Source organism: Flavobacterium soyae (assembly GCF_045348165.1).
GTDB lineage: Bacteria > Bacteroidota > Bacteroidia > Flavobacteriales > Flavobacteriaceae > Flavobacterium > Flavobacterium soyae.
This window is the reverse complement of sequence record NZ_CP150845.1, coordinates 4,207,800-4,223,662: the sequence shown is the minus strand read 5'-3', so window position 1 is coordinate 4,223,662 and position 15,863 is coordinate 4,207,800. Positions and strand designations below refer to the sequence as shown.

At 33.1% G+C, this 15,863-nt stretch carries 16 protein-coding genes; 9 read left to right on the top strand and 7 right to left on the bottom strand.

The window, feature by feature from the left end:
* Positions 1-124: 124 nt before the first annotated feature.
* Positions 125-1,189 carry a phosphatidylinositol-specific phospholipase C1-like protein gene (locus AABD74_RS17910; protein WP_406843791.1) on the bottom strand — a complete coding sequence of 355 codons (1,065 nt, stop codon included), beginning with the start codon at positions 1,187-1,189 and terminating at the stop codon, positions 125-127.
* A 266-nt stretch (positions 1,190-1,455) separates the two neighbouring features.
* On the opposite strand from AABD74_RS17910, the gene AABD74_RS17905 reads away from it, so the two are divergent.
* The 5 genes from AABD74_RS17905 to AABD74_RS17885 all read left to right on the top strand — a co-directional run bounded on the left by AABD74_RS17905 (position 1,456) and on the right by AABD74_RS17885 (position 9,240).
* Positions 1,456-1,980: an RNA polymerase sigma-70 factor gene (locus tag AABD74_RS17905; protein WP_232683136.1), complete on the top strand. Its 525-nt coding sequence runs from the start codon at positions 1,456-1,458 to the stop codon at positions 1,978-1,980.
* A gap of 274 nt (positions 1,981-2,254) precedes the next feature.
* Positions 2,255-3,178, top strand: coding sequence for a FecR family protein (locus AABD74_RS17900; protein WP_232683135.1), 924 nt, complete (start codon positions 2,255-2,257; stop codon positions 3,176-3,178).
* 75 nt (positions 3,179-3,253) lie between these two features.
* Entirely contained in the window at positions 3,254-6,535 is a 3,282-nt protein-coding gene (locus AABD74_RS17895) for a SusC/RagA family TonB-linked outer membrane protein (RefSeq protein WP_406843790.1), read from the top strand.
* A gap of 6 nt (positions 6,536-6,541) precedes the next feature.
* Entirely contained in the window at positions 6,542-8,311 is a 1,770-nt protein-coding gene (locus AABD74_RS17890) for a RagB/SusD family nutrient uptake outer membrane protein (protein ID WP_406843789.1), read from the top strand.
* A 548-nt stretch (positions 8,312-8,859) separates the two neighbouring features.
* A complete protein-coding gene (locus AABD74_RS17885) occupies positions 8,860-9,240 on the top strand; it encodes an STAS/SEC14 domain-containing protein (protein ID WP_232683132.1) in 381 nt (126 codons plus the stop codon).
* A 142-nt stretch (positions 9,241-9,382) separates the two neighbouring features.
* Here AABD74_RS17885 and AABD74_RS17880 read toward each other — a convergent pair whose 3' ends face one another.
* Genes AABD74_RS17880 through AABD74_RS17865 form a run of 4 tightly spaced genes read right to left on the bottom strand, consistent with a single transcriptional unit; the run spans position 9,383 to position 10,713 of the window.
* Positions 9,383-9,604, bottom strand: coding sequence for a PrgI family protein (locus tag AABD74_RS17880; RefSeq protein WP_232683131.1), 222 nt, complete (start codon positions 9,602-9,604; stop codon positions 9,383-9,385).
* 29 nt (positions 9,605-9,633) lie between these two features.
* Positions 9,634-10,035, bottom strand: coding sequence for a hypothetical protein (locus AABD74_RS17875; RefSeq protein ID WP_232683130.1), 402 nt, complete (start codon positions 10,033-10,035; stop codon positions 9,634-9,636).
* A gap of 28 nt (positions 10,036-10,063) precedes the next feature.
* Entirely contained in the window at positions 10,064-10,528 is a 465-nt protein-coding gene (locus tag AABD74_RS17870) for a hypothetical protein (RefSeq protein ID WP_232683129.1), read from the bottom strand.
* Positions 10,529-10,551: 23 nt separating this feature from the next.
* Positions 10,552-10,713, bottom strand: coding sequence for a hypothetical protein (locus AABD74_RS17865; RefSeq protein ID WP_406843788.1), 162 nt, complete (start codon positions 10,711-10,713; stop codon positions 10,552-10,554).
* A 332-nt stretch (positions 10,714-11,045) separates the two neighbouring features.
* Here AABD74_RS17865 and tnpA point away from each other — a divergent pair, with 332 nt between their 5' ends.
* The 4 genes from tnpA (at position 11,046) to AABD74_RS17845 (ending at position 14,023) form a co-directional block, all read left to right on the top strand.
* Complete coding sequence (gene tnpA / locus AABD74_RS17860; protein ID WP_406843787.1) at positions 11,046-11,507, top strand: IS200/IS605 family transposase; 462 nt, start codon at positions 11,046-11,048, stop codon at positions 11,505-11,507.
* Positions 11,508-12,349: 842 nt separating this feature from the next.
* Positions 12,350-12,748, top strand: coding sequence for a hypothetical protein (locus AABD74_RS17855; RefSeq protein WP_406843786.1), 399 nt, complete (start codon positions 12,350-12,352; stop codon positions 12,746-12,748).
* Between the two features lie 172 nt (positions 12,749-12,920).
* A complete protein-coding gene (locus AABD74_RS17850) occupies positions 12,921-13,397 on the top strand; it encodes a redoxin domain-containing protein (RefSeq protein ID WP_406843785.1) in 477 nt (158 codons plus the stop codon).
* Between the two features lie 11 nt (positions 13,398-13,408).
* The gene (locus AABD74_RS17845; RefSeq protein WP_406843784.1) at positions 13,409-14,023 is read left to right on the top strand and encodes a redoxin domain-containing protein; all 615 of its coding nucleotides are present in this window, start codon (positions 13,409-13,411) and stop codon (positions 14,021-14,023) included.
* A gap of 49 nt (positions 14,024-14,072) precedes the next feature.
* Here the strand turns inward: AABD74_RS17845 and AABD74_RS17840 are convergent, their stop codons facing one another.
* Both AABD74_RS17840 and AABD74_RS17835 read right to left on the bottom strand, forming a co-directional pair.
* The gene (locus AABD74_RS17840; protein WP_232683203.1) at positions 14,073-14,804 is read right to left on the bottom strand and encodes an AAA family ATPase; all 732 of its coding nucleotides are present in this window, start codon (positions 14,802-14,804) and stop codon (positions 14,073-14,075) included.
* Positions 14,805-14,850: 46 nt separating this feature from the next.
* The gene (locus tag AABD74_RS17835; protein ID WP_406843783.1) at positions 14,851-15,741 is read right to left on the bottom strand and encodes a dienelactone hydrolase family protein; all 891 of its coding nucleotides are present in this window, start codon (positions 15,739-15,741) and stop codon (positions 14,851-14,853) included.
* Positions 15,742-15,863 lie beyond the last annotated feature (122 nt).

Sequence of the window (15,863 nt, the reverse complement as noted above, 5' to 3'; positions counted from 1 at the left end):
AGATTTTTTTAGAAGATTTTATAAAAATGAAAGTTCGCAAAGCTTATAATTGATAAAGCTTTGCGAACTTTGCGTTTACTGAGCACAAACTAAGATGAAAAACTTTGCGTGCTTTGCGGTTAAATTATTTACTACCATTAACCGGATCAACTCTCACATAAGTCCCATCATCATATTTAATTTGATAAGGAGAATTAAAGAAAGTACTCGGTAAATAATAATCGGTAGTGATGATTTGTGCTCCTGATGTTTTTGCGGCGTTGAAGTGCGTATAATCATTTGCTCTTGCTTCTTTAGTGTCAGCATCGGCTCTGGTTCTTATTATGTAGCCTTTTTTAACTAAATCGGCTATTGTAGCATCTTCAGGATTATTTCTGAATATTGTTGCAGCTTCTGGTTTTCCGGGCTCGGCATTGATGAAAACCGCACGACCTTTTAATGACGGGTGATTTAAAGCATATAAATCTCTTTTTGCTCCGTTATTATCCAAAATAAACAAGAATTTGCCTTTTGCTTTTTTTAGTGTTGGCCAGTTGTTGTTTAAAACTGCTTCTTCCAGCGTTTTGTATTTTCCACGTACCATATCTGGTGTGATTAATTTGTCTTTTCCTAATTCTTTGCGGATTACCTTATCTACTTCATCAAAAATAGTAGCAGTGAAATCTTCTGGTTTTGTTCCGAAGAAATTAGCATCACCGTCTTTTGGTTCCAAAGTAATGAAAACCGGAACATGTCCAGGATTTGCATCCGACCATTTTTTTAATTCCTGAAGACAAATTTCGAAAGTGTAACAAGAAGTTTTAAAATCAATATCCGGCATGTGGAAAACTTTAAAACCTGGTTTTTTCATTAACCCGTTTGGGTCGTATGCTTCTTGTTGTTTTACAAGATCAAGACCTTTCGGATGTGCATATTTCCCGCCTTTAGCATCGGCAAAAATATCAATTTCCAATTGGCGTAAACCTTTATTTAACTGTTCTGTAATGCTGATGTGAGTATACTGTAAACCTTTTAGCGAACGTAAAGTATCTTTTGCCTGAATAAAGTTATATAAATCAGGTTCAATGTTGTGTCGGTAACTGTTGTGCGAACCAATAACTTGTATTTGATTAATTTTTAGGTTGTCATTTTGCGCCTGGCTCAACTGTACTGCCCCGGCAAAAAGCAATGCAAACAAAATTTGTTTCATGATTTTGGATGAAATTAGGATTAAAAAGTATGGAAGCGCAGCAAATGAGAATTGCATTTTCTAGAGAGTACTAAAGTAAAATTGGTATTTAATTTTTGTGTTAGCTAAACGAAAACAAATCGCAAACCAACTGTCATTTTTGCTCAAAAATAGTAGTATTAATAAAGCAAAAGTATTTCAAATTTAATTTAAAGATAACTTTCAGGCAAAAACTATTGGTATAACATTTCCTTATTTTACATCACTTAATGTGACTAAAATAACCAATGAAGAATCCTGAAATTTTTGAAAAAACGTATACTGATTACTGGCAGAAACTTAATGCCTTTTCGTATACAATGACTCAGGATAAAGACTTGGCGCAGAATATTGTTCAGGATGTTTTTATTGATTTATGGGAGCGAAAAGATGATTTAAACATTAATGCGATCGAACCTTATTTATTCAGAGCGGTAAAAAATCAGATTTTTAAACATTACCAAAATAATCGTTTCGACAAGACGATTATGGAAGATAAATTTGAAGATTACATTATCGACAATTTTTCGTCGATTGACCCGGAAGTAATGGATTTACTTTATTCTTTATTAGATAAACTTCCGGAGAAAAGAAAAGAGGTTTTATTGATGTATAAATTTCAGGATATGTCAATTGACCAGATTGCAGACGAACTTGGAATTTCGAAACAAACGGTAAAAAATCAAATTTCATCGGCATTAAAACAATTGCGTGAAGGCTTGAAAGATCTGGCCTGGATGGCTCCAATTATCTTTTTTAAACAAAATTTTTAAGATAACTTTCTGTTAATGGTTTCATAATATTTCTCGATAGTACGATTTTAAACTTTCGGTACTTACTTGTAATAATAAGTCATTTAATTGAATTGGCTTTTTTTAAACACATAGAAACATAGGTATTTCTTTTTGAGAAAAGAGAATAAAAAAACTAGTTTTTACACATAGCTAATCGTAATACATTATGATTGTTAATGTAAGTGAAACGCCTTTAAGAAGTAAAAAACTATGTCTTATGTGTTAGAAAATCGCAACAGGCAGTAACATATTTATGATAAAAAGAATCAAGCATAGTTTAGAATATCTAATTGATAAAAGTTCCCGAAATAAAACTTCAGAGGCAGAAGAAAATCTGCTGCATAATTTTGCTTTAAGTGAATATCAAAATTCAAAATGGGATGAATCTTCAATGGGGAATTCTGATGAGGTTTCCAGAAATATATATGACGGAATTCAGCTTCGAATGGAGAAGAAGAAAGCCTTTAATCCTTATTTAAAATACATGGCTGCTGCCAGTATTCTTTTTCTTGCTGGTTTAGGTTTTTTCTTTAGACCAAGTATTGCAGTCGAAAAACAACTATCATTTAAAACGTCAGATACCCCCAAATCTATCAGTTTAAGTGATGGCACGAAAATTTATCTGGCAGCAAATTCATCATTTCAGTATCCTGAAAAATTTAAAGGCGGTGAAAGAAAGGTTTCCCTATTAAAAGGTAATGCTTTTTTTGAAGTTACCAAAGACAAAAAACATCCTTTTATCATTACTTCCGGCGAAGTTAAAACGAGAGTTATGGGAACATCATTTCACATTCAAATGTCAAAATCAAAATGCGAAGTCATTGTTGTAACCGGAAAAGTAAATGTTACCTCAAAAGGGCAGAGTGTTGATTTGGTTCCAAATGAAGAAGCACTTTTTGAATCGCAAAAATTAACGAAACAACTTGCTGACAAAGCACTTTTGGTTAATTGGTATAATACCGATGTAACACTAAACCAGACTACTCTTAAACAGGTTATTACTATTTTACAATATAAATACGGAGTTTCATTTCAATATGATAATGAACAGGTATTAGCAACGCCGTTAACGGTATTCATTAAGAAAGACGCAGCATTAGAGAATGTTTTAGAACAAATAAATTATATCACAAACCTAAAATTCAAAGTTTATGGCGAAATAGTAAAAGTGGATTAAAAACAAAAAAGCAGCTGCTGAGAACAACAACTGCCATTAATAATTAAGTATCGTAAAAAACCAATAACTTAAATCATGTATTTTAAACCTTCTTATTTAAATCTAAAGAGTTTTATCTTTTTAGTACTAGCGTTACTAACCATTGAGAGTGGTTTTAGTAAAACTAATTTAAAAAAATCAAAAGTAGAAAATAAAACAGAAAAAGCTACACTTGTTTCTATTTTTTCAAAATTAAGCCAGCAGACTGATTATAAGTTCAGTTACGGACAAGCAGTAATTGCTGATAATACTGCATATACAGTAAATTACAATGGAGAATCGGTTGCGGCAATTTTGAACGATCTTTCAAAAAAAGCAAATTTCAATTATAACATCAGCGGAAAATTAGTTTTAATCCAAAAAACAACAGCGCCAAAAGCAGTAAATACTAAAGCTGTTGACAGAATTAAAGTAAAAGGAAAAATTGTTGACGAAAACAAAGTGCCTATTCCGGGTGCAACAGTAATGGAAACAAGTACTTCTAACTCAACTGTTACTGATTTTGATGGTGTATTTGAACTTTCTGTTGGAGAAGGAAGAACGATCGAAGTTTCGTACGTAGGTTATAAAACCAAAATCCTTCCTGCACAGACTGGCTATATGACAATTCAATTAGAGCCAAGTACTTCAGAATTAAATGAGGTTTTGGTTGTAGGTTACGGAAAACAATCTAAAAAAGATGTTACCGGTGCGGTTACACAATTAGAAGCGGCAAACTTTAAACAAGGAGTAAATATTTCTGTAGATAATTTAATTCAGGGAAAAGTTGCCGGTGTACGTGTTGTAAACACAAGTGGTGAGCCTGGAGCAGGAGTAAATGTTACGATTAGAGGAGTTGGTTCTATCAGAAGCGGTAGTACGCCCTTATTTGTTGTTGATGGTGTGCCATTGTCAAATGATGATGTAAGTCCTTCAGGAAGCAATGTTGGTTTTGGAAATTCATCTGCCAAAAATCCATTAAACTTTTTGAATACAAGTGATATCGAATCGATTACGGTTTTAAAAGATGCATCGGCTTCTGCAATTTATGGCGCAAGAGGATCTAACGGTGTTGTTTTGGTTACAACTAAAAAAGGTTCAAAAGGTGAAGGAACTTTAACATTAGATTCTTATATGGGAATTGCTAATGTGGCAAAAAAACTAGATGTTTTAAATGCAGGCCAATATAGAGCTGCAATTAAAGACCCTGCTTTTGATCACGGTGGAAATACAGACTGGCAGGATGTAATTTACAGAACGGCAATTACTTCAAACAATTCATTGTCATTTTCTAAACAAACAGAAACAGGAAATTACTACGCATCTCTTGCTCAAATGGATCAGGAAGGTGTTGTAAACAATAGTAATTTTAAACGTATTTCAGGAAGAATTAACGCTGCGGAATCATTTTTAGACAACAAACGTTTAAAAGTAAAAATGAACCTTACTGCAAGTGAAACGAAAGACGACGGTGTTCCTACAAGTGATGATGGAGGTTCTAACGGACAATTGATCGTACATACTTTAATGGCAAACCCAACACGTTCTGTTTTTGATGCTAACGGAAATTACACGAACTTTAACATGAATGCACATTACAATCCGGCTTATTTATTAAGTATTTATGAGGATCGTACCCGCACTTTAAGAGTTTTAGGAAACTTAGAAACATCTTTAAGAATTGTTAACGGATTAGAGTATAAATTGAATATTGGTATCGACCGTTCTATGGCGGAAAGAAATACGACAATTTATCCAAATTTAACAGATTTGAATCCAAAAGGAAAATATGTTCAAAACAACTTAGATTCTAAAAATTCTTTGATTGAGCATTATTTGACTTACAATCTAAATTTAGACAAACATAAAATTGAAGCTCTTGGCGGGTTTTCTTATCAAAAATTTGAAAGATCTGGAACAGCTTTCAGCGTCGACGGAATCTCTGCTCAGGGAGTTGGTGTAAAACCTTCTATCAATCCTGGTTTTGCAGGAACACAGTCTGGAACTTCAGGTTATGCACAGGAAAATGAATTACAGTCTTATTTTGGAAGATTAAATTATACTTTCAACGAAAAGTATCTTTTAACAGCTTCTATGAGAGCTGACGGATCGACTCGTTTTGGTAAAAATAACAAATACGGTTACTTTCCTTCATTTGCAATGGGATGGAATATTGCTAAAGAAAGTTTCTTAGAAAATGCCACTGCTCTAAGCAATTTAAAATTGAGATTAAGCTGGGGGCAAACAGGAAATCAGGAAGTTGAAAATAAAATTACGCAGGCAAGTTATTCATTATCTGGCGCCGATGGATATTATTTATACAACGATTTGAATCTGGTAAATGGAGTTTCTGTAAACAGAACACCAAATCCTGACTTAAAATGGGAGGTTGTTACACAATATAACGCTGGTTTAGATTTTAGTTTTTGGAATGATAAATTCTACGGAACTTTAGATTATTTCAACAAAACAACGACAGATGCGATTTTAAATGTTCCTTCTCAGGCTTTAAGCCCAACAACTACAATCTGGACAAACATCGACGGAAAAATCATCAATAAAGGTTTTGAGTTTATGATAGGTTCAAAATTAATCGACAAAAAAGATTTTTCTTGGAATATCGATATGAACGGTGCGACTTTAAACAACAAAATCGAAAATCTTCCGGTTTCAGAAATTTTAACAGGAACTATTTCAGGACCAGGACAATCTGGTGTAAATGCTAATATTTACAAAAGCGGCTATGCAGCAGGATCTTTCTATTTGTTACAGCATGTTGGTTTTGACCAAAACGGTGCTAATATTTTTAAAGATCAAAACGGAGATGGCAAAATTGATAACAGCGACAGAGTGATTATCGAAGGTGCTTTACCAACTTTCTACTATGGATTTAATAGTGATATGAGATATAAAAACTTTACATTCTCATTCTCAATCATTGGGCAGACTGGCGGTTATTTATTGAATAATACAGGTTTAAATGCATTAAATATAAACAACTTAGCATCTGATCGTAACGTTGCAACAGGTTATTATGAGTCTGGGGCAAACCCGGCAAACTCTCCAATCTTGTCAACTCTTTTCTTAGAAAAATCAGATTTTATCCGATTAAACACGGCTCGTATTGGTTACAATTTCGATTTAAAAGGAATGAACTGGATCAACGGATTAACACTTTATGTAACAGGTCAGAACTTAGTAACAATTACAAATTACACAGGTTACGACCCGTTAATCAACAGTCCTAAATCAAACGGCGGCAACCAATCTATTGGTATTGATTATGCTAGTTACCCAACTTCTAGAACATTCAGTTTTGGAGCAACTTTAAAACTATAATTTATTATGAAGACAAATAAAATTTTTAATATAAAATTAATCGCATTATTCTCTTTTGTTTGGCTTTTTGCCAGCTGTACTGATCTTGACGAAGTTGTTCTTGATGAGGTTTTGGGAGAAAATGCTTCAAATCCTGCAGGAGCGCTTGCCGCAGCTTATGACCGATTGGGAGACAGAACTTTTACAGATCATGGCGGGGTTTTTTCTTTACAAGAATATTCTACAGATGAAGCAATCCTGCCAACTCGTGGAAGTGACTGGGGAGATGGCGGAAAATGGAGAGATATGCATGAATTTGCATGGAAATCTGATAATGCTATTGTTGGTGATAACTGGAATTTACTGACAAATGGAATTACACGTTCTTTAACTGCAATTCAGTCAGTTCAGGAAAGTTCTATTCCTGAGAAGAAATTATTTTTGGCCGAAGCCAAAGGACTTTTAGCGTATTATTTGTATACAACTTTAGATTTGTACGGACAAGCGCCATACAGAGATCCAATGAACCCAAATGCGCCTTTGCAGATTTTAAAAGCTAACACACAGATTGATGTTTTAATTGCCGATGTTGAAGCTTTAATTCCGGATTTAGCCAATATGGGAGAACAGCAAACACACCACGGAAGATTTACAAAAGAAGCTGCTTACGGTTTCCTGGCTACAATGTATTTAAATCGCGCTGTTTTTAAAGATCGTTACAATGCTGCTTCTAACTTTAATTTTAGCGAAGCTGCAGTAAGTGGTACAGGAACAGATATGGATCGTGTAATTTATTATACTTCATTATTAATCAATTCTGGAAAATATTCTTTAGAAAGCGATTATTTCAAAAACTTTGCGAGAGATAATGACAATGGTAAAGAACTTATTTTTGCTATTTCCCAAAAAATAGATTACATCCGTAATGGTTCTAACAGTTTTGCATATGTATGTATGGAGCGCAACCAAAGAACTTCTGCAGCAAACAGAGGAACAAATGCAGCTTGTACAACTCCTGAGTTTTTTGCAACATGGGATGGAAATCATGATGATCCAAGATTCCAGCAAAAATATCAATATGGTGATGGTACATGGTTTATGAATGATGGTACAGATGTAAGTACTCCTGCAACGGATATTGTACCAAAAAGCGCTAATTTACCTTGGTTTCATTTTAACAGAGGAATTCAGTACGGACTACAATACGGACCAAAATTACTGGCTTCGGGATCTCTTGAAATGACAGGTAACCGTATCAAAGTTTCTCCATTATATATGGAAAAAAGTACAACAACCAGAATGGATTTTACACCATCTTTAACCTTTAAAAATCCTGCTCAGGCTGTTTTTGCTCAAAACGAAATCAATCAGGGAGCACGTATTTTTAAATATGAATTTGACCCGGAAGGAGGAAACGGAAACAGTAATGTCGATATACCGTTATACCGTTTAGGCGGAATCTACACAATGAGAGCTGAAGCTTATTTTAGAAAAGGAAGCACAGGATTAGCAATGGACGACCTTAACAAATTGCGTACAAGCAGAAAAAGAGAATCTTTATATGCAAGTGCATCTGGAAAACCATTAACATCAATAGATCAAACAGTATTATACAACGAAATAGGTTTCGAATTGTATTGGGAATTATACAGAAGACCACAAATGATCCGTTTCGGAAAATTTGATCTTCCGGGAACTGCAAAAGCAGCTTCACAGCCTTTTAGAAGAGTATTCCCAATTCCTCAGTCAACAATTGATGTGACCAAACAATTCCAGCAAAATCAAGGATACAATTAAGAATTTGTGTTAGTTTATTTTTATTTTTTTTTTGAAAAAAGCCTGTCTTCGGAAGAAGCAGGCTTTTTCTTTTTTGAGGAACAAAGGCGAAAAGTTTTTTTTGATTTTATGGAAAATCTTTGTGAATTTAATTTTTCGTTAGGTATTGTAGAGACGCACCGCAGTGCGTCTCACGCCCAATATTCCGTTCCAATAAAACATATTATTTTTCTCTGTAAACCTAATAAATTTGATGTTAGACGTACTGCAGTGCATTTCTACGGAAAATCTTTGTGAATTTAATTTTTTGTTAGGTATTGTAGAGGCGTACTGCAGTGCGTCTCACGCCCAATATTTCACTCCAATACAAAAACTCTGTCCCTTTGCACCTTTTCGCCTCTGCACCTTTAAAAAAACTTATCCCTTAAAAAATTATAATAAACAAATGAGAAAATGTAAGGACTAACTATCATAAAATCAGTAAATTTGAGTTAAATTTAAGTGTTTTGATAAAGTGTGCTTATAAAATAAAAATCAGCTCAATTAATAACTCAAAAAAGTATAAAATTATGATACATCAAATCGACACTACCGATAACATTGTTGCCTTTAGAGCGTTGGCAGAAGTTACAAAAGAAGACTTTTTAATTGCAGTAGTTCCAGCCGTTGAACACTTGGTAAAACAAACCAGTGAAATCAATTTTTTATTGGTTCTCGATACCGATATTGAAAACTTTACCGCAGGTGCATGGCTTCAGGATGCACTTTTAGGATTAAAGCATTTAGGAAAGTGGAACAGAGCTGCCATCGTAACAGATTCTGAAGATATTATCTCTTTCACAAATGGGTTTAGTTATGTAGTTCCGGGAGAATTCCACGGATTTAAAAAAGAAGCTTTCAACAAAGCATTAAATTGGGTTGAAGGAAATATAAATCTGCCTGCTAATTAGAAATTAGTTAATTAGAGAATGTGGCAATCAGATAATTCAAAAGTACTCAGCAGATAAAATGTAAAACATGACATTTATAGAAATGCCCGTTAAGTTTTTTGACCTAACGGGCATTTTTAGCATTATCAAGAATGCTTTTTTATTATTTTGATACTTTTTTGTAAACAGCAGCAGATAATAATGGCAGTGCAAGACTTCCAACAATTGCGGCAGCTTTATTGTGTCCGGTTTTCTTTAAAACAGCTCCAATCAAAATTGAACCAATTCCGGCAAAAGCCAGTTGTTTTACTGAAAGATTAGCAGTATTATTTTCGATAGGTTTGATTCCGTGCAATAATGGGTCAATGAATTGTAACTTTTCCATGATTTGTATTTATTTAATTAAACGTATTTTTATTTGTTGATATTCTTTTCGTTATCAGTTTCAGTCTCAATTTTTTCGATTTCCACTTTTTCTTTTTTTATGGCTTGTCTAAGAAGTGCAAAAAGGCTCATATAAATGTTGGCAATAAATACCAGCGAAAACCCGGCCAAAATATAACCGCGCCAGTCGTTTAACAAAAGTTTATAATCTGTAAAAATTAAAAAGCCAATTGTAACATAATGACTAAAGCAGTATTCGCAGGTAAAAAGATAAAAGAATTTTCGTGTCAGTAAATGCCTGTCATTTTTAGAATGTCTGACACACCACTCGTGAGGCTCCCTAAAAATCTCTTCATGCGTCATTGTCCAGCTTATACACGCTATTGGAACAGCCAATATAAAAAGCCAGATAATTTGTGCTGTTATAGTCATGAACTAATAATGTTTAAACTAATTTTGTTTATTCTCTCGGATGATTTTCAGGATAATGTTCAGCATCAAAATCATCTAATTCTTCGTCTTTGTCCAAATCATTTTCATAATCTAATTCCGGATCGTAATCGTCATCAAAATCATTTTCTTTTCCATCATTTGTAACAGCATCATCCTCATTTATGATTCTTTCATGATTCGGAATATTTTCAGATGTTACATTCATGTTTTTTTTGAAATCCTGCACTGGATATTCCAAACTTTCAATAAATTCTTCCTGATATTGATACGGATCTTCATTTCTTTCATAATTATCAATCAATGTATTTTGTTCTATAACATCAGGATCGCTTTTACCAAATTCCTGACTATTTTCTTTCTTTAAATCCTGTTTGTATTGATCTTCATTAGAATATGTACCATCTACAAACGTGTTTTGATCTATAAAATCCGGATCAGTATGACCGTAGTCATAGTTGTTTAGCTTTTCCATAACGTTTTTATTTTAGTTATTTCCTATTTTTTTGTAGAATGCAAATCCTTCATGTCTTTTGCTGAAGGCCTAATTATATTTTCAGTTGCTCTGGTTTTTCCTGAAATTCTCTCGTCTTGCACTTTTATATTTGTCACCGCTATTTTTGCTTTAGCATTATTGTTAGTTTCAACTTTAGTTTTCATAGCCTTTCAAGTTTTAAAAGTTTGTATTTTACAAAGTTAGCAAGCAGGAGACAGAATGTTTTACAAGAAAATAAATTATAGCTGCATAATTAACAGGTACTTAATAGTGTATACAAACAAAGCATTAATTGAAAAGCTGGAAAATGAGTTTTTTGCCCTAAATTGATGTTCAAATGGCTTATATGAGATATACTCGACATGTGGTTTTAGTAATTTTATAGAAATTTGAATTTATTAAAACATAATGTTCCATCGGAACATCCTATCGGTAGCAGCTAAATAAATTAATTTTTTTGCGTTCCATAGGAACGATTGATTTTTTATAAAAATATATGGCCAATACATACACACAACTGCATATACAATTTGTATTCGCAGTAAAATTCAGAAAAGCATTAATTGTAGCAGAATGGAAAGACAGATTACATCAATACATAACAGGCATAATTCAATCAAATCAACATAAAATGCTTTGTGTAAACAGTATGCCGGATCATATTCATATTTTTATAGGAATGCGCCCGACGCAATCTATTTCTTCACTAATTCAAAATGTAAAGACAGAAACCAGCAAATGGATTAAAGAGCAAAAATTCTCAGTAAATTTTGCATGGCAGGAAGGTTATGGTGCATTTTCATATTCAAGAAGTCATGTTCCGAATGTAATTCGTTATATACAAAATCAAGAACAGCATCATAAAAAAGAAACTTTTTTAGAGGAATATCAAAAATTGTTAAAAGCATTTGAAATTGAATATGATGAACAATATATTTTTAAAGAGCCAATTTTATAATATCAAACGTTCCTACGGAACCTAACGAAAACGACATGTTTTTTTCTACCGATAAGATGTTCCGATGGAACATTATATTTTAATGATTCAAAATTATGCTCCATTAGAAACAATTCATAGGCAGCCTTAAAAGAATAATGTTCCGATGGAACATTATATTTTAATGATTCAAAATTATGTTCCATTAGAAACAATTCATAGGCAGCCTTAAAAGAATAATGTTCCGATGTAACATTATATTTTAATGATTCAAAATTATGCTCCATTAAAAACAATTCATAGACAGCCTTAAAAGAATAATGTTCCGATGTAGCATTATATTTAATGATTCAAAATTATGCTCCATTAGAAACAATTCATAGGCAGCCTTAAAAGAAAAATGTTCCGATAGAACATTATATTTTAATGATTCAAAATTATGTTCCATTAGAAACAATTCATAGGCAGCCTTAAAAGAAAAATGTTCCATCGGAACATCTTATTGGTAGTTCTAAATTAATTAATAAAAATTACGTTCCGTAGGAACGTTTGGCAAGCAAATATTATTAAAATAAAAATAAGATCTATTTATGTAAAAAAAAAATATTACATATCTCAAACGTCCCTACAGGACGTAATGAAAACACATGTGTTTTTTTCTACCGATGAATTGTTCCTACGGAACAGTCCCATTGAGAATGTTTTTATGAGTTAATAATTATTTATGATATACGGTTTTTTACGTCTTTTATATTTGATTAAATTTGACCTAATTGTAACATATTAAACTTTTTAAAGGAGATATAATGCTATAGACAATCCTAAATTTACTTAGGATTAATACACAATTAAAGAAGAAGAATATGAAAAAGCTATTTTTAATTTTACTGTTTTTATTGCAAATTCCTACTGTTTTTGGGCAGAATCAGGTTGAAGACCCTTCGACAAAAAAAATTATTGGAACTTGGTATGCAGATGCGAACCGGAATGCAAAATGGGTATTTACTTCAGATGGAAAACTTTATAATTACGACAAGGATATTTTCAAAGTTATGTTTCGTTACACCATTTCACATGGCTGCCAAAATAATTCAGACGATAATTCTGAATTTTTAACTTTAAGGGATAAAGACGGAAATGAATTTTGTTTTAAAATTAATGCAATAAACGAGAATAAAACCGGGGTTTTATCCTTAATCAAAATGGATACCATGCAGCCTCTTTTGTTTGTTAATAATGTAAATGTTAAAAGAGGAATGTAATATCAAACGTTCCTGCGGAATGATATCAAAAAAATATTTATTTTTTTCTGAGAAATGAAACTTTGCGTTTTTGCGGCAAAATTTTATTTCCATTAAACTTTCATTAACAAAAAGTAAGATTTCATTAGTTTATATTTGTAAGGCACAAATTAATCCTAAAGCGCTGTTCCTTATGAAAATAAAGTCTTTTTTCTGCCTATTTCTATTTGGTATTTTTTCGGCTTCGGCATACAGTCAGAATGTGAAGCTGTTAAATATCAGTCAGCTTAATGAAAGGATCAAAAACGGAAAAGACAGTACTTATGTAGTGAATTTTTGGGCAACCTGGTGCGCACCCTGCATTAAGGAATTACCGCATTTTGAAAAACTTGGCGCAGAACACAAGTCAGAGAAATTGGCCGTTTTATTAGTAAGTCTTGATTTTAAATCGAAACTGAGTTCAAGCGTCGTTCCGTTTGTGAAAAGAAAAAACCTGAAAAATGAAGTATTTCTTTTAAACGAAAGCAGTCCGCAGGAATTTATTGACCGAATAGATCCAAGCTGGTCAGGAAGTATTCCGGCAACACTTTTTATCAAAGATGATAAACGAAAATTTGTCGAAAACGAATTTACCTATGAACAATTATTAACTGAATATAAAAAACTGTAAACCCGTAAACCATGAAAAAAATAATTCTATTATTCGCATTAGCTCTTTCTGCCTTTCTGGCTCAGGCACAAACCGGAACAACTCTTAAAGCAGGAGATACCGCACCAGATTTTAAGCTGAAAAATGTAGACAATAAAGAAGTTTCTTTTGAAAGTTTCCCAAATGCAAAAGGTTATATTGTTGTTTTTACTTGTAATACATGTCCTTATGCTGTAGGCTACGAACAAAGAATTATTGATTTAGATAAAAAATTCAAACCGCAGGGATATCCGGTAATTGCGATTAATCCAAATGATCCCGAAGCTTCTACAGCAGATACTTTTAACAAAATGCAGGATTTGGCAAAAGAGAAAAAATATCCTTTCCCATATTTATTTGATGCGGGACAAAAAATCACAGACGAATACGGAGCAAAACGTACACCTCACATTTTTATCGTTTCTAAAACAGCAAAAGGAAATGTTGTAGAATATGTTGGCGCAATTGATAATGATCCGGAAGGAACAAAAACCGAAAAAGTAAAATATGCCGAAGATGTAATTGCTGCTTTAAAAAGTAATCAAAAACCGGCTATAACGCAGACTAAAGAAATTGGCTGTACCGTAAAAAGAAAAGCAAAAGCTTAATTATCAGAATTTAATTTGTATAAAAAACGCCTCAATATTGAGGCGTTTTTTATAAAATAGTTTCGATGAATTTTAGGTCTTTAAGTTCCAATTCAGCAATAATTTGTTTTTTCATTATTGTCTGCACATAATCTTTTGCTTCAGCGTACGAAATGCTGTATTTACGTGGGATATCCTGAAAATGTACTGGAAAACCAGCCAGTAATTTATCATAATAAATATCCAGTACTTTTTCGTCTGGCATTTCAAACTTTAGCTTGATTTGAAATCTTCGAAGCAAAGCCGTATCGATACTTTTGTAAAAATTCGTAGCACAAATCAATAAACTATCCGTTGGGAAATAATCAATTAACTGAATAATAGTATTTACCAAACGTCTCATTTCCGCAACATCTTTGTCGTCACTTTCACGGCTTTTTCCAATCTGGTCAAATTCATCCAGAAACAAAACGGCTTTTTCGCGAATTGCTTTATCGAAAATAGCTTTTACATTTTTTGATGTTTCGCCAATTTTAGCATTGATTAAAGTACTAAGGTTAATAATAACAATGTTTTTATTTAATGCCGTTGCAATAGCTTTTGCAGTTGTCGTTTTTCCGCAGCCCGAATGTCCGTGAAGCAGAATCTTATTATCAACTTTGAGGTTGTACTTTTTTAATTCTTCGATGTATTTATGCTCTTTTATGGTCTGAAGCAGTGCAGATTTATTTTCTTCGCTGAAAAGCAGATCTTCCAATACAATTTTTTCAGTATCATTTACAACAAGTTCGTACAGATTCATTTGAGATTATATTTGGTGCAAAATTAGGCTTTATTCAGCAATATTCTCATTTTAGTTTTGTTTTAAAAAAATCGATGGTTCTTGTCCACGAAAGTGCCGCCGCCGCTTCATCGTATCTTGGCGTTGTATTGTTATGAAATCCATGATTTACATTTGAATAAAAATAAGCCGTATTTTCGACTTTATTTTTGTTTAAAATTTCCTGAAATGCCGGCCATCCATCGTTTACACGTGTGTCTAAACCTGCATAATGCAATAGGAGCGGAGCCTTTATTTTTTCGGCTTCTTCTTTCGTCGGCTGCCCGCCGTAATATGGAACCGCTGCTTTTAAATAAGGAACCTTAACTGCCATCATATTCGAAATCCATCCGCCGAAACAAAATCCGACAACGCCAATATAACCGTTACAGTCTTTGTGTGATTTAAGATATTCGTAAGCAGCAATAAAATCTTCGAGCATTTCTTCTCTGGTACGTTTCTTTTGCAATTCACGTCCTTCATCATCATTGCCGGGATAACCGCCCAATGGAGACAAAGCATCTGGCGCAAGAGTAATGAATCCTTCAATTGCCGCTCTTCTGCCCACATCTTCAATATAAGGATTAAGTCCGCGGTTTTCGTGTACTACAACTATTCCTGGTAATTTCTTTTTGACTTGAGCAGGCTGTGATAAAAGCCCTTTAATAGAACCGCCGCCTCTTGGAGAATCATAGTTTATATAACCTGTTTTTAATCTGGGATCTGCTGGCTGCACTAAAATACTGTCGACATAATTGGGCGTCATAAAACTTAAAAGTGACGGAAGTGTAAGCGAACCAACAGCAAATATGGAAAGTTTTTCTACAAACTGTCTTCGGTTAATTTTATTATGGGCATAATCATCATACAAATCAAATACTTCCTGACTGATATCTTCTTTGGTTATTTTGCTATCCATGATCTTGATTTTTTGGGATAACTAAATTAGGGAATAAAAAGTTAATTGTTAATTATGAATTATAAATATTCCTTCCTGGATAGTTTTTGCTAGAGAAACTGAAAACTGTGACTGCGACTGTA